Source organism: Salinisphaera sp. LB1 (assembly GCF_003177035.1).
GTDB lineage: Bacteria > Pseudomonadota > Gammaproteobacteria > Nevskiales > Salinisphaeraceae > Salinisphaera.
In genome coordinates, this window is sequence record NZ_CP029488.1 from 737,544 (window position 1) to 750,734 (window position 13,191).

Genomic DNA, 13,191 nt, shown 5'->3' on the forward strand with positions numbered 1-13,191 from the left:
CCCGGCCGATGATGGCCGCCGGCCTCCATGGGGCCGGATTATGACTGAATACGATCGACGCGCTGGCTGATATCGAAAGCGATCACCGAATGGGTGAGCGCGCCGATCGAGATGAAATCCACGCCGGTAGCGGCGATGGCGACAATGTTGTCACGCCCGACGTTGCCAGAGGCCTCGAGTCGCGCCCGCCCAGCGGTGCGCTCGACCGCAGCGGCCATGGTTTCGGGCGCCATGTTGTCGAGCATGATCATGTCGACGCCGGCGGCCAGCGCTTCGTCCAGTTCGTCCAGCGTGGTGGTTTCCACCTCGATGCTGATGGCCGGCGCGTGGGCCCGTACGGCGGCGACCGCCGCGGTGATGCCGCCAGCGGCGGCGATGTGGTTGTCCTTGATCATGGCCAGGTCGTACAGCCCGGCGCGATGATTGACGCCGCCGCCGATAGCCACGGCCTTCTTGTCCAGATCGCGCAGCCCGGGCACCGTCTTGCGGGTATCGAGAATACGCGCGCGATGGCCGGCGATCCGGTCCACGTAACCCCGCGTCGCGGTGGCGATACCCGACATGCGCTGGGCGATGTTGAGCGCGGTGCGCTCGCCGGTGAGCACCGCCCGGCCGGCGCCCTCGAATACAACCAGCTCGGTGCCGGCAGCCACGGCGTCGCCCTCGGCCACCGCCGGGCGCCAGTCCAGATCCGGGTCGAGCCGGCGGAACACGGCCTCGGCCTCGGCCAGCCCCGCGATCACGCCGTCGGCCTTGGCCACCCAGCGCGCGGCGACCGGCGCGCCCACATCGAGCACGGCATCGGTGGTCACGTCACCGGTGTGCACATCCTCGGCCAGCCAGCGATCGATACGGGCGGAGTCGATCGTGGATTCGATCTTGGATTGGATAGGGGCGGCGGGCTGATTCATTATTTTACCGATACGAATACGGGCCGATCGCGATGCACGGCGGCGCGCGTGTCGCGCCGGCAATGGACGCCGACACTGGCCTCCCGGGCCAGGGCGGCCCGGGCGATGGCGTCGGCCAGCGCATGGATATGGCGATCGAGGAAGGCGAAATAGTCGTCGGCCCGATCCGGGGATGCCGACAGCGGCGCGGCCCGGGCCGTTTCGATGGCGGCGAGCGCAGTCTGCAGCCCGGCGCGATCCCGCTCGATCCCGACGTGGCGCATCATCAACGCGCCCAGATCGCGGCGCCGCGTGGCGAATGCGTCGGCGTGCCCCGGCTCGACCCGCCATACCGGACCCGTGTCGACCCGGCCGGGCCGCGGCGCAGCGCGCTCGGCGGCGTGGGCCACGGCGCGCTGCGCGAACACCAGGCATTCCAGCAACGAATTGCTGGCCAGACGATTGGCGCCGTGCACGCCGGTGGCCGCGACCTCGCCGGTGGCATACAGGCCGGGCACATCGGTCGCGCCGTGGTGATCGGTGGCCACGCCGCCGATGCAGTAGTGGGCCGCGGGCGCGACCGGCACCGGCTCGCGCCGCCAGTCGATACCGCGCCCGGCGATGGCGGCCATGATGAAGCCGAAGGATTGCTCCAGCATCGCCGGGTCGAGATGGCGCAGATCCAGTCCGACATAGGGCACGTCCTGGCGCGCGATCTCGGCCGTAATGGCGGTGGCCACGACATCGCGCGGCGCCAGTTCGGCGCCCGGCGCATCCGCCAGAAAGCGCTCGCCGGCGGCATTGACCAGCGTCGCCCCGGCCCCGCGCAGCGCTTCGCTGATCAGAAACGTCCGCCCGCTGGCTTCGTGGAACGCGGTCGGATGAAACTGGACGAACTCCAGGTCGGCCGAGCGCGCGCCGGCCGCGCACGCCAGGCCTACGCCCACGCCGAGCGCGCCGGCCGGATTGGTGGTGCGCTCGAACAGCGCGGAATAACCGCCGGTGGCGAGAATGGTTGCCGGCGCCCGAACCCGGAGTTCAGCGTCCACGTCCTGTCGGTGAATACGCGCGCCCGCACAGCGACCGTCGGCATCGCGCAGCAGCCGATGGGCGAACCCGTGCTCGACCACCGTAATGGTGTCGCACTCGCGGATACGCGCGATCAGGAAATCGACCAGCGCCTTACCGGTCTGCACGCCCAGCGCGTGCAGGATGCGGTGACGCGAATGCCCGCCTTCCAGACCGCGTCGCAGGCGACCGTCGGCTTCGGTGTCGAACGGCATGCCGGCGGCTATCAGCGCGCGGACTACGGCCGCGCCCTCGGCCACCAGAATCTCGACCGCCGCGCGATCGCACAGGCCACGCCCGGCGGCCAGCGTATCGGCGACATGGGCTTCCAGCGCATCGTCGTCGGTCGTGACCGCCGCGATGCCGCCCTGAGCCCAGTAGCTGCTGCCCGAGGCCAACGCGCCGTCGGTGACCACGACCACACGCCCGAGCGTGGCCGCCTGCCAGGCCGCATAGAGGCCGGCCGCGCCGCTGCCCAGCACCAGGAAATCGCAGTCCAGGGTGTCCAATGTCACGTTCGCTCTTTGCGGGCCGTGCAAGCCCGATTCAATCGAAAGACGACAGCTTGCCCGGGTCGCGCCTCGGCGCGTGGCTCCCGGGCCCGCCGCGTACAGCAGGCGATCATCGCCGCTGTCCTCGCATCGTCCCCTGTCCCGGGAACGCGGCGCCAGCGACGCACGTCGCCCGGCCCGGCCGAAATGCTTTTGGAACAATACCAGCCCTACAACATAACCGATTACGCGCCGAATGTTCAGCCCGGCCGATTCCGCCGTCCCCACCGGACGGCTTCGATCGACGAACGCCGACCGATCGCGCAAGATGGCGGCCCGCAGTTGCCGGCGATGCCCCGGCCTTCGTAGTCGTTGCCATGTCCGTTTACCGTCGCGCGCGATTGTCCCGTATCGAAGCCGGTCGCCTGGCCCGCCTGGCGCTGCCCATTCTGGGCGCACAGCTGGCCCAGATCGGCATGGGTACAGCCGATGTCGCCATGGCCGGCCATGTCGATGCGACCACGCTGGCCGCGGTATCGGTCGGGTCGAGCGTCTGGATTCCGCTGGTGGTGTTCATGGTGGGCACGCTCATGGGCCTGACGCCGATCGTGGCCCAGCACGCGGGCGCGCGCCGCCCGGAGCTGATCCGCCCGGCGGTGCAGCAGGCGCTGTGGGTCGCGCTCGTGCTGGGCCTGGCCAGCGCGCTGGCCATTGTCTACACCGGCCCGCGAATCTTCGCCCTGATGCAGGTGCCGGCGGATATCGCCGCCCTGGCCACGATCTATCTCAACGCGGTCGCCTTCGGCCTGCCGGCGATCGCGATCTACGAAACGCTGCGTTTTTTCTCCGACGGCATCGGCCACACCCGCGCCTCGCTCATCTTCGCCGTCGCCGGGCTGGCCGTGAATATCGTCGCCGATGGCGTGCTGATGTTCGGCGGCCCGGGCCTCGCCGACGTGTTCGGCCCGGCTCTTCCCGGCTGGCTCTCCGGCTTGCCGGCGCTCGGCGCCGTCGGCTGTGGTATCGCCACGGCCGTCTCGATGGCGTTGATGGCACTGGCGCTGTTCGTCTACACGCGGCGCGCGGCGGTCTATGCCGCTTCACGGACCGGGCCGGCATGGTCGGCGCCGTCTCCGGCGCTGATCCGTGAGCAGCTTCGCATCGGCTTCCCGGTCGGCGTCGCGATCTTTGCCGAGGTGTCGTTGTTCACCGCGATCGCGCTGTTTCTCGCCGGTTACGGCGAGGTGGTGATTTCCGCGCATACCGTGGCGCTCAACTTCAGCTCGGTCTTGTTCATGCTGCCGCTGTCGCTCGGCATGGCGCTGACCGTGCGCATCGGTCAGGCACGCGGGCGCGGCAAGTACCGCCATGCGCGCTTCGTGGCATGGAACGGCGTGCTCTGCGCGCTGATCGTCGCCGTGCTGATCGATGCGATCCTGATCTTCGGCGGGCCGTATGCCGTACGCCTTTATACCGATGAACCCGCTGTACAGGCGCTGGCGATCAACCTGCTGCTGGTGGCGGCGGTCTATCAGTTCTCGGACGCCGCCCAGGTTTCGATCGCCGGGGCACTGCGCGGCTACAAGGACACGCGCATCATCATGGCGGTCACCGTGTTCGCGTACTGGGGTGTGGGCCTCGGCACCGGTTATGTACTCGGCGAAGGCTGGCCGGGCGTGTTTGCCGGACTTGGCGTCTACGGCTACTGGATCGGGCTGATTGCCGGACTCAGCGTGGCCGCGGCGCTGCTGGGCTGGCGGCTGCGTCACACCGTGGATACCGCCCGGCCGCAGCAGATCGGGCATTGAGGACACGCCACGCCACGAGATATCCCCGCGCTGATAGATTAGGCGCATTCTGATCGTCCGCCGGGCTCATGCGCTTTCGTTCGTCGTTGGTTTTCTCCGTATTTCCGTTGTATCGGCCGACCCTCGGCCTCGCTCTTTGCGCCGCGCTGGCGAGCGCCGGCTGCGCGACGCAGGCGCCGCTGGCCCCGCACGAGACTAAGCAAAACCCGGCGAAATCGGCCACCGCACCCGCCGATCCGGCGCAATGGGTCGGCCGCTGGCAGGGCCCCGGCGCGGCCGCGCTCACGATCATGCCGCGCGCTGACGGCCATTTCGAGATCGATCGCCGCAACCGGCAGGGCGTGACTACGCACTACCGGGCCACCGCAGCCGGCGGCCGCCTGTATTTCAAGCGCTTGGGCAAGACGCTGGCGATCCGGCCCGGCCGTGGCAGCGAAACCGGCGATCCGGTACTGGCCGACCTCAGCGATTGTCTGCTGATCGTGCCCGGGGGCGGCGGCTATTGCCGGCGCGCCGACTCCGCCGATGCACTGCCGCTGACGCCGGGCGCCTATGTGGCGGTAAAAACCGCATGCAACGCGGCCCAGCGCACCAACACCGTCTTTTTTACCGGCACCGGCATCGCCCGCCCGGGCCAGAATGGCTGTCGGGCAACGTTGGTGGGACAGCAAGGCATGATCTTTCATCTCGACGACAGCTGTGCCGGCAACACAGCCGGCAATAGCGCCAACGAGACCGTTTCCGTGCCCGACGCCCATCACATGGCGCTCGCCACCCCAAGCCAACCGGTTACGCTTTATCGCTATTGCGCGACCGGGCTGTTACCGCCAGCGCTGCAGGCCGATCGGCCTCGCTGACCGCGGGCATGTGCCGCTGTTTTCAGGCGCGCTTATTAACCCGGCATGAAGGTATTTTCATGCCGGATTAATAGCATCCCGCGCCGCAGGCGGCCCGGCGGGCTCGCCCCGGGCGTCATCGCCGGTGGCGTCCGGCGCCATCGCGTCGGCGGGCGTTGGGTCGGCCCGGTCCTGGGCCGGTTTGGTAAACACGCCGTCAATCCGGTTCAGGCCATCCAGCGCCGCGGTGCGATAGGCCTCGGCCATGGTCGGGTAGTTGAAGGTGGTGTTCACGAAGTAGTCGATACTGTTGCCGGCCCCTTGCTGGCTCATGATGGCCTGGCCGATATGCACGATTTCCGAGGCCTGGTCGCCGAAGCAATGAATACCGAGAATTTCATGCGTAACCGGGTCGAATAGCAGCTTGAGCATGCCGACCGTGTCGCCGGTAATCTGGGCGCGCGCGGTTTCCTGAAACAGCGCCAGGCCGACTTCGTAAGGCCGGCGCGATTCGGTCAGTTCACGCTCGGTGGGGCCGAGTGAGCTGATCTCGGGAATGGTGTAGATGCCGGTCGGCACGTCGTCGACATAGCGAAATCCCGGCACACCAATGGCATCGGCGCTGGCGGCCCGGCCCTGGCCGTAGGCGGCACTGGCCAGGCTCGGCGTACCGATGGCATCGCCCACGGCATGGATATGGGCAAATTTGGTGCGATAACGCTCGTCGACCGCGATCTGCCCGCGCTGGTTCGGCTCGATGCCCAGCTGATCCAGCCCCATGTCGTCGGTGTTGCCGGTACGTCCGTTGGCCCAGAGCAGCGCATCGGCGCGCACTTTCTTGCCCGATTTCAGATACAGCGTCACGCCGTTGTCGTCGGGCGCGATACGATCGTATTCCTCGTTGTGCCGGATCAGCACGCCATAGGTCAGCCGCAGGTGATACGACAAGGCATCGCTGATCTCGTCGTCGAGGAACTCGAGCAGCCTTTCGCGACTGTTGATGAGCTGCACACGCACACCGATGCCGGAAAAGATCGAGGCATATTCGCTGCCGATCACGCCCGCGCCGTAGATGATCAACGAGCGCGGCGCGAAGCCGGGGTCGAGAATGGTGTCGGAGTTGAACACGCGCGGATGCGAGAAATCGACATCCGGCGGCTCGTAAGGGCGCGATCCGGTAGCGATCACGGCCTGATCGAAGACCAGCGTGTCGACCTGGCCGTTGCTGCGTGTCAACTGCAGGCGATGCGCATCGGCGAACCGGGCATGGCCGGCCAGCACCGCCACGCCGTTGCGGGCATAGAAGCTCGAACGCATCTGGATCTGCTGGCCGACCACGCGATGCAGCCGTTCCAGCAGCCACGACAAGGGCGCATCCGGGGTGCGCAGGTCGTAGAGCATGCGCGAGGACTGCACCGACAGCAGCTGCTTGACCGCTTCGCGCAATGCCTTCGAGGGGATGGTGCCGCGGTGCGTGCAGTTGCCGCCCACATCCGCCAGACGCTCGACCACCGCGACTGATCGCCCGTGCTTGACCGCGTTCAGGGCCGCACTTTCGCCGGACGGGCCGGTGCCGATCACCACGACTTCGTAACGCTTTTCCGCCATGAATCGCTCGCTCGAACCTGTATAAAGCAGGAATTGTCGCATGTCGCGTGCCCACTCGCCCTTCGCGGGGACGGCCGCCGGGGCTTACACTGGCATCCGACCATTCGCTCGCCGATCGCGCGCATGAAGAATCCGAATCCCGATGGCAAGGGCGTATCGCCGGTTCTCGCCACCCTCGACGAAGCCCGTGGCGGCCTGGCGGTCGCTGCGCCCAAGCACATCGATCAGGTCGCCACCGAGCTATTCACATCGCTATTCGTGCTCGAGTCCGAATTCCGCTTCAAGCCGGTGGTCGGCAAGACCTATTATCTGTACCGCCAGCCCGAGCGTTTCTGGCTCGGCATCACCCCGCCCGAGATGCTCGGCGAGACGGTTGCCGGGCGTTTCATCGGCACCTGCGTGTTGCAATCCGATATGACCTGGACGCTGGAACTGGCCGAAGCCGTTGCCGCCGACGCGCACTTCATGGCCTGGCTGGCGGCCAGGCGTGCCGCCTTCGAACGCCGCCTGGGCGAGGCCGAGACGGTAGACGACATCCTGCCGGTGTATGAATCGCGACTGTCGTTCTATCGCCGGGCCTCGGCCTTCGGCGTGGCGCATTCCCTGTCGCGTTCAATGAGCGCCTCGGGCATCAGTGGCTTGTCCTACGACGAGGCGCGCGGCCTGTTGACCGACGCCGGTGCACGCGACCACGACTGAACACGCGCAATTCATGCCGTGAACGGACATTACAGGACTGGCCACATGCCCGATCACGGCCGGCCAGTGACCGGCCGCGATCCAGCGGTTGGTTTCGCGGGTCAGCGATCACAGGCAGCGCGTATCGCCTCGGCCGTGGCCTGCCAGCCCAGGCATTCGTCGGTGATCGACACGCCGTAGGCGAGATCGCCGCCCAGGGCCTGCTTGCCGTGCTCGATATGGCTTTCGAGCATGACGCCGGCGATCGCCTGCTCGCCGGCGCGCCGGCGCGCCCCGAGTTCGGCCATGACCTCGGCCTGGCGCGCCGCGACCTTGCCGCTGTTGGCATGGCTGCAATCGACAATCAGGCGCTCGGGGCAGCCCAGTGCCGCCAGCGCGCCGCGCGCCCGGGCCACGCTTTCGACGTCGTGATTGGCCCCGCCGCGGCCGCCGCGCAGGATCAGGTGTGCGTCCGGATTGCCGGGCGTGGCGATCGCCGCCGGCCGGCCATGGCGATCGGTGCCGAGATAGTGCTGCGGGTGCGACGCCGCGGCGATGGCGTCGATCGCGGTGCCGATCGCGCCGTCGGTGCCGTTCTTGAAACCGACCGGCAGATCGAGCGCGCTGGCGCGCTCGCGATGGGTCTGCGATTCGGTGGTGCGCGCACCGATCGCGGCCCAGGACAACACGTCCGACAGATAATCGGCGGCGATCGGGGTGAGCAGCTCGGTGGCGACCGGCAGGCCCAGCTCGGCCAGCTCGATCAACAGGCCACGGGCGGCGGCGAGACCGGCGCCGATATCGTTGCTGCCGTCGAGATGCGGGTCGTGCAGCAGACCTTTCCAGCCTATGGTCGTGCGTGGTTTCTCGACGTAGGCGCGCATCACCAGCACGGCATCGTCGGCGCATTCGGCGGCCAGTTCGGCCAGCCGGGCGCCATAGTCGAGCGCCGACGCTCGGTCGTGCAGCGAGCACGGGCCAGCGACGATCAGCAGGCGGTCGTCACGGCCGGCGAGAATAGCGCGGATCAGATCCCTTTGATGCCCGATGCGGGCCGCCAGCATGGGGGCAATCGGCAGTTGCTCGGCCAGCTCGGCGGGCGTGGCGACGAGCGTGGGCGTGGGCGCGATCGCGGGCGTGGTCTGGGCGTCGAGATTACAAACAGTGGCGTGTTGCCGGGACATGGTCGGCTCCCTGGTGGCACAGCGCGGACAACGCGCTGATGGCTTGCGTGGTGGATGTCTGCGCGGCCGCAAACGGCCCGTACGCGCTGCCCCGGTAAAACGGCTGGGTGCTGAACATCATGGTCATCCCTGCGTTGCATTGATGCCGCATTCGCGGCAAGAAAAAACCCCCGGCCGGGAGATCCGACCGGGGGTTTTGGCAAACGCTGGGTCAGGCTCCCGAATCCGGGCGCCTGTCCGTATCGGTTCAGGCGCCTGTGCGGCTAAACCAATACCCGTAAAACATGTTCGATTGCGGTTCCACGCGAACGCGCGCTGTCGCTGCGGCGACGGCGGTGAGCACGGATTCGAGGGCGGAATCACACATAGCGTCACTAAGGTTAGGCCATGTCGGCCGGGAAAATCAACCGTCATCGGTCAACGCCCGCGAATCAGCTCGCGAATCAGCCAGCGCCCCGGATGCAGCGCATCGACTTCGGTCGCAGCGCGCGGCATTGGCTCGTCGCACAGCCGCGAGGCCAGCACTTCGGCGCTGAGCGGCGCACTCACCATGCCATGCGCGCCATGCGCGAGGCTTGCCCACAGTCCGCGGCGATGCGCGCCCGGGACCGCGGCGATACGCCGGGCATCGAGCGCCAGTTCGGCGTAATCGCGCCGCCAGGCCGCGGCGTCGGGCACCGGCCCGACATACGGCAGTCGATCGTGGCCGGTGCAGCGAAAGGCGACCCGCGCGGCCAGCGGCGAGCCCAGCTGGGCGGCCAGATCCGGGGCGATCTCGGCCAGCATGGCGCGGTTGGCCTCATCCTCGGCGGCGTGCGGTGCTGCGTCGACCGCATCGCGCCGAAAGCTCGCGCCGACGTGGAGCCGGCCGTCCACCGGCGGCAGGGCATAGCCGCGCCCACAGAGCACGCAGTTCGGGGACGCCGATTCCAGCGGCAGGCCGAACACGCTGACCTGGCCGCGCACCGAGGGCAGCGGCGGGAGGTCGCGGCACAGCGCGCTGGCGGCACCGGCACAGGCCAGTACCACCTGGGCGTATTGCGCCCGCTTGCCATCGGCGGATGTCAGCCGCCAACCCGCGGCGGCCGGCTCGAGGCCGGTTACAGCCACGCGATGGAGCGCCGCCCCGCTGCGCTCGACCAGCCGCCGGCACAATCGATCCGGCCGTACCCAACCCGCGTTCGGGTAATACAGCCCGCCGCGCACGTCAGCGGCCAGCGCCGTACCGGCCAGGCGTTGCGCCGTCTCTCGACCCACCCAGTGGACCAGCGAACACGGCAGGTCGAGTCGGTCGAGACAGTGCTGCTGCCGGGCCTGCGCCTCCGGATCGCGCGCCAGCTGTAACAAACCGACGTCGGACCAGAGCGTGCGTGCGCCGTCCAGATCGGCCAGCCAGCGCCCGAGATAATCGAGCGCGGTGAGCTGGAAGCGCGTACGCACGTCGCCATTCGCCGCGGGGCGGACATGCAAGGCCGCCCGGGCATGGCCCGATGCGCCACCGGCGATACCCGCCGGGTCGTAGAGATCGCAATGCAGGCCCCGCCGCGCCAACGCTTCGGCCACCGTGGTGCCGGCGATGCCGGCGCCGATCACGGCCACCGGGCCCGGCGCGGACGCCGGCGGCGGTTCGAACCACGGCCGGCGCTGGCGTGCCGGCGCGGCCGGCATGCGGGCCGTGCGCCGCCCGCGCAGCATTTCGCGCTTGTGTCCGGCGCCCGGCATCTTCTGCCAGGCGAAGCCGGCGGCCGCGGCATGCTCGCGCACAACCCGCGCACAACTGTAGGTGGCGAAGGTCGCACCGGGCCGGCTGGCCGCGGCCAGGCCGCGAAACACGCCCGCGCGCCACATCGCCGGATTGCGCGCCGGCGCGAAGCCGTCCAGAAACCATGCATCGGCAAGCCCGTCCAGACCGGATAGCGCGGCCTCGACATCGTCCAAAACCAGATCGAGCGTGACCCGGTCATCGAGATGCAGCCGGTGGGTGCCGCGCACGAGCGCCGGCCACTGATCCGCAATCCGCGCGGCATCAGCCGCCAGGGCCGGATGCCCGCGCCAGAGTGCGCGCAGATCGCAGGCGGTCAGCGGATGACGCTCGATCGACACGATATGCAAGCGCGCCGTGGCCGGTGCCAGGTCCCGAAACAGCTGCCATGCCAGCACGACGTTGCGCCCGGTGCCGAAGCCCGTCTCGCCGATCACGAACGGACGGGGCTGCCGCCAGTGCGCCCAGCGCGTCGGCAGATCATTGCCCTCGATGAATACATGACGCGATTCGGCCAGGCCATCGTCGGCCGAGAAATAGACATCGTCGTAAGCCGGCGCACGCAGTACTTGCCGGTCGATCTCGATCGTGCCCGGCTCAATGCCGAGGCGCTCGCCCTCGCTTTCGCTCACGACGATGCTCGGGTACGCATGGTCAGTTTCTGCGCAATACGCCGCGGGCGCCCACGCCGCGGCCGATCGCAGCGCTTCGTCACGGATCGCGCACAGGGTTGTCCACAGAGACTGTGTGTAATGTTCGGCACGGGCGCTATCGGACCAGAGACTGAAATGCATGCGCGATGCCGAACGGCACGAGCGGCAGGCCGATCAGCGCCAGCATGAGCAGCTGCGCGTGCGGCCGGTCGCTGGTCGCGCCGGGCGAACGCCGGGGCAATCATGAGCGCCGCCCCCGCGCAGCCGCCCGGCATCGCGCAGGCGGTCGAGCGTTTAGGCAACGAGCATCGGCACGCCCATGAAGAAATGGATCTCGTGGGTAAGCAGCGCGGCGGCCATGACCAGCGCCGGCCCGATCGTCGCGCCCCGCCCGATCCACCTCAGCGAGCCGATGAACATGACCAGCAGCGCGAAATCGAAGCGCCCGATGTCGGAGCCGAGATTGATCAGCCCGAGCGAGCCGAACAGCGTCGCCGCGCTGAACACAGCGGGCAACCCGCCTGTCTCGCGCCGCAACCGGGCCAGCAACACCGCGGCCAGGCCCGCGAGCGCCGTTTCGAAGATCAGGTTGAACACCAGCGTGGCGTCCACCCAGCGCTGGCCGTGGAAGGCGGCGAACACGTCCGACAGCAGCGCACGCTTGACGAAGCTGTATTCGAAGTAATTGATCTCTTAGTGGGCTAGCGTGTAGTGGTAGAGCCATATGATCGGTCGCGCCGCATCAATGCATGAACATGGCGCGGCGAGAACTGATGCACCGCGAGCAGGCCGAACGCCGCGCTGGTCATGCCGGCCGCGAAGATCAGCATCGGCACGCCCAGCCGCCGCGCCATGGTTGGAATCATCGTTGGGGACGTCTTTGTTCGCCCTGCATGATAGACGAGCTGGCCGATCACGGCGTACACACGAGACCGGGCCGCGCCCGTTGGTCAGAATCTGACCAGAGGCCGTCCCGACGCCCGCGGGCTGTGGATTCAGCGCACTTCGCCGGGTGTTGCGAACAGGGTTATCCACAGCTGGTGTGTACAACGGTCGCCGCCGAACCACCGATCTGCGATCATCGCCGCATGGCAGGATCCGGCGTCATCCGATCACGTATATTACGGTGGCTGTTGCGCGCTCTGGCCTTCGCCTGCATCGGCCTTGGTGCCCTCGGCGTGGTCTTGCCCGGCCTGCCGACCACGCCCTTTGTTCTGGTCGCGGCCTGGGCGGCCGGCAAATCCTCGCCCGAGCTGCGGCGCCGGCTGCGTTCACATCCGCACTTCGGCCCTGCCCTGGTGGCCTGGGAGGATGAACGCGCGATCCCGCGCCGTGCCAAGTGGCTCGCGGTGGCGCTAATGGCGGCCAGTTGGATCGTGCTCTGGTGCACCATCGAGCATCGCGGCATGATCGCTCTGGTCGGCGCCATGCTGGCGGCCATGGCGGTGTTTGTCTTCACCCGGCCGGAGCCGTCGGTGGGTCGTGCCAAGGACTAGGGCCTGTTGCCGTTTCGTACACGTGCCGCGTTGGAGACCGCAAATCCGTCGAGACAAGGCGCGCGTCGCCGGTCGTGGCGAGCCACGATCAAGACGCGCAACGCCGTATCGGCGCCCTGATTGATTTTATGGGCGGCCCAACCCGAAGGGACAAGCGCCCAAAGATTAACGACACGACGGCAATACAGCGTTGTAGCTCTCTCAAGTAGAACGACTACGCTACGTTCGCTACGCCTCGTCTTGCCGCAAAACAGCGCTTGGCGCGGACGCGGACGAAACGGCAACAGGCCCTAGAGCAGCGACTCGTCGGCCAGGTTGGCCTTCAGGATGTCGTAGATCGCGTCACCGCGAAGAGCCGACGGATCGAAAGCCGACGCCGCGGCAATGTCGGCGAATCCGTCTTCGCCCGTCGCGTCACCGACGTGGGCCATGGACCAATGTGCGAAACCACGCTCGCTGCAACGGTAGAAAGCCAGCACCTTGACTTCGCGATGCCGCCCATCGCACTGAATGCGCTCGAAAGTCGCCTGGATCGCCGCATGCGAACCTTCCAGCACCTGAGCAAAGTAGCTGTTGTTGAACATCAGCGCGCCGGTCAATCCGGCTGCGGTGTTGTTGCGACGCGCGCTCGCGAGGATGCTGTCGATCTCGGTGCGCACTTTATCGGTATCGCCGGTCATGGCATTGCGGCTGAAATAGACCAGCCGGTACAACGAT

The 13,191-nt window shown here is 68.0% G+C and carries 12 protein-coding genes and 1 pseudogene; 4 read left to right on the plus strand and 9 right to left on the minus strand.

Features of this window, described 5'->3' with window-relative positions; genetic code table 11:
- Positions 1–38: 38 nt before the first annotated feature.
- Both nadC and nadB read right to left on the minus strand, forming a co-directional pair.
- Positions 39–911: a carboxylating nicotinate-nucleotide diphosphorylase gene (nadC, locus tag SALB1_RS03375; RefSeq protein WP_109992573.1), complete on the minus strand. Its 873-nt coding sequence runs from the start codon at positions 909–911 to the stop codon at positions 39–41.
- Positions 911–2,473, minus strand: coding sequence for an L-aspartate oxidase (gene nadB, locus SALB1_RS03380; protein WP_158590600.1), 1,563 nt, complete (start codon positions 2,471–2,473; stop codon positions 911–913). Before nadB ends, nadC begins: the two co-directional genes overlap by 1 nt.
- 353 nt (positions 2,474–2,826) lie before the next feature.
- Between nadB and SALB1_RS03385 the strand changes: the two genes are divergently transcribed.
- Positions 2,827–4,257 carry an MATE family efflux transporter gene (locus SALB1_RS03385; protein WP_179950701.1) on the plus strand — a complete coding sequence of 477 codons (1,431 nt, stop codon included), beginning with the start codon at positions 2,827–2,829 and terminating at the stop codon, positions 4,255–4,257.
- Positions 4,258–4,325: 68 nt separating this feature from the next.
- On the plus strand, positions 4,326–5,114 hold the full coding sequence (locus SALB1_RS03390) for a hypothetical protein (RefSeq protein WP_109992576.1): 789 nt from the start codon (positions 4,326–4,328) through the stop codon (positions 5,112–5,114).
- Positions 5,115–5,312: 198 nt separating this feature from the next.
- Here the strand turns inward: SALB1_RS03390 and sthA are convergent.
- Positions 5,313–6,701, minus strand: a pseudogene (sthA, locus tag SALB1_RS03395) (Si-specific NAD(P)(+) transhydrogenase); the annotation flags it as partial.
- A 123-nt stretch (positions 6,702–6,824) separates the two neighbouring features.
- On the opposite strand from sthA, the gene SALB1_RS03400 reads away from it, so the two are divergent.
- Positions 6,825–7,400, plus strand: a complete 576-nt coding sequence (locus tag SALB1_RS03400) for a DUF2452 domain-containing protein (RefSeq protein ID WP_109992578.1) — start codon at positions 6,825–6,827, stop codon at positions 7,398–7,400.
- A gap of 101 nt (positions 7,401–7,501) precedes the next feature.
- Here the strand turns inward: SALB1_RS03400 and SALB1_RS03405 are convergent, their stop codons facing one another.
- From SALB1_RS03405 to SALB1_RS18655, 5 genes are all read right to left on the minus strand, one after another.
- Positions 7,502–8,563 (minus strand): 3-deoxy-7-phosphoheptulonate synthase, encoded by a 1,062-nt coding sequence (locus SALB1_RS03405; RefSeq protein WP_109992579.1) that lies wholly within the window; start codon positions 8,561–8,563, stop codon positions 7,502–7,504.
- A 417-nt stretch (positions 8,564–8,980) separates the two neighbouring features.
- The gene (mnmC, locus tag SALB1_RS03410) at positions 8,981–10,957 is read right to left on the minus strand and encodes a bifunctional tRNA (5-methylaminomethyl-2-thiouridine)(34)-methyltransferase MnmD/FAD-dependent 5-carboxymethylaminomethyl-2-thiouridine(34) oxidoreductase MnmC (RefSeq protein WP_158590601.1); all 1,977 of its coding nucleotides are present in this window, start codon (positions 10,955–10,957) and stop codon (positions 8,981–8,983) included.
- A gap of 136 nt (positions 10,958–11,093) precedes the next feature.
- Positions 11,094–11,219 (minus strand): hypothetical protein, encoded by a 126-nt coding sequence (locus tag SALB1_RS19405; protein ID WP_255414484.1) that lies wholly within the window; start codon positions 11,217–11,219, stop codon positions 11,094–11,096.
- Positions 11,220–11,272: 53 nt separating this feature from the next.
- Positions 11,273–11,590 (minus strand): hypothetical protein, encoded by a 318-nt coding sequence (locus tag SALB1_RS03415; RefSeq protein WP_145961222.1) that lies wholly within the window; start codon positions 11,588–11,590, stop codon positions 11,273–11,275.
- Positions 11,591–11,679: 89 nt separating this feature from the next.
- On the minus strand, positions 11,680–11,832 hold the full coding sequence (locus tag SALB1_RS18655) for a hypothetical protein (protein ID WP_158590602.1): 153 nt from the start codon (positions 11,830–11,832) through the stop codon (positions 11,680–11,682).
- A 234-nt stretch (positions 11,833–12,066) separates the two neighbouring features.
- Between SALB1_RS18655 and SALB1_RS03420 the strand changes: the two genes are divergently transcribed.
- Positions 12,067–12,474 (plus strand): YbaN family protein, encoded by a 408-nt coding sequence (locus SALB1_RS03420; protein ID WP_109995244.1) that lies wholly within the window; start codon positions 12,067–12,069, stop codon positions 12,472–12,474.
- Between the two features lie 290 nt (positions 12,475–12,764).
- Here SALB1_RS03420 and SALB1_RS03425 read toward each other — a convergent pair whose 3' ends face one another.
- Positions 12,765–13,187 (minus strand): BLUF domain-containing protein, encoded by a 423-nt coding sequence (locus SALB1_RS03425; RefSeq protein ID WP_255414485.1) that lies wholly within the window; start codon positions 13,185–13,187, stop codon positions 12,765–12,767.
- Positions 13,188–13,191 lie beyond the last annotated feature (4 nt).

Coding starts and splice junctions, on each gene's coding strand:
- nadC (WP_109992573.1), bottom strand. CDS start 911: ATGAATCAGCCCGCCGCCCCTATCCAATCCAAGATCGAATCCACGATC.
- SALB1_RS03385 (WP_179950701.1), top strand. CDS start 2,827: ATGTCCGTTTACCGTCGCGCGCGATTGTCCCGTATCGAAGCCGGTCGC.
- SALB1_RS03390 (WP_109992576.1), top strand. CDS start 4,326: ATGCGCTTTCGTTCGTCGTTGGTTTTCTCCGTATTTCCGTTGTATCGG.
- SALB1_RS03400 (WP_109992578.1), top strand. CDS start 6,825: ATGAAGAATCCGAATCCCGATGGCAAGGGCGTATCGCCGGTTCTCGCC.
- SALB1_RS03405 (WP_109992579.1), bottom strand. CDS start 8,563: ATGTCCCGGCAACACGCCACTGTTTGTAATCTCGACGCCCAGACCACG.
- SALB1_RS18655 (WP_158590602.1), bottom strand. CDS start 11,832: ATGGCGCGGCGGCTGGGCGTGCCGATGCTGATCTTCGCGGCCGGCATG.
- SALB1_RS03420 (WP_109995244.1), top strand. CDS start 12,067: ATGGCAGGATCCGGCGTCATCCGATCACGTATATTACGGTGGCTGTTG.